1 pseudogene is annotated in these 315 nt (G+C 61.6%); it reads left to right on the top strand.

Annotated elements, in window-relative coordinates:
* Positions 1-315, top strand: a pseudogene (locus tag EN851_RS35155) (substrate-binding domain-containing protein); the annotation flags it as partial.

Here is a 315-nt window from a genome sequence, read left to right as displayed (position 1 = left end):
AATATGCTTACGCCAAGCAGAACAAGCTGACCTACACCGACCTGATCAACAAGGACGGCAAGAAGGTCGAGCCGACCGCTGCGGCGTTCTCGGCCGCCGCGGCCAATGCCGACTGGAGCTCGCAGCCGGGCTATGGCGTCATCCTGGCCAACCAGGCAGGTGCCGAATCCTGGCCTATGACCTCCGCCACCTGGATCCTCGTATATCAGAAGCCCGACGATGCAGCCGCCACGGCCGAAGCGCTCAAGTTCTTCGCCTGGTCCTATGCCAAGGGCGATAAGATGGCTGCAGAACTCGACTACGTTCCGATGCCCG

The organism is Mesorhizobium sp. M8A.F.Ca.ET.208.01.1.1 (assembly GCF_004791315.1).
In the GTDB taxonomy this organism is placed as follows: domain Bacteria; phylum Pseudomonadota; class Alphaproteobacteria; order Rhizobiales; family Rhizobiaceae; genus Mesorhizobium.
Note: the sequence above shows the minus strand (reverse complement) of the source record. Positions and strands in the feature narration are given on the sequence as shown.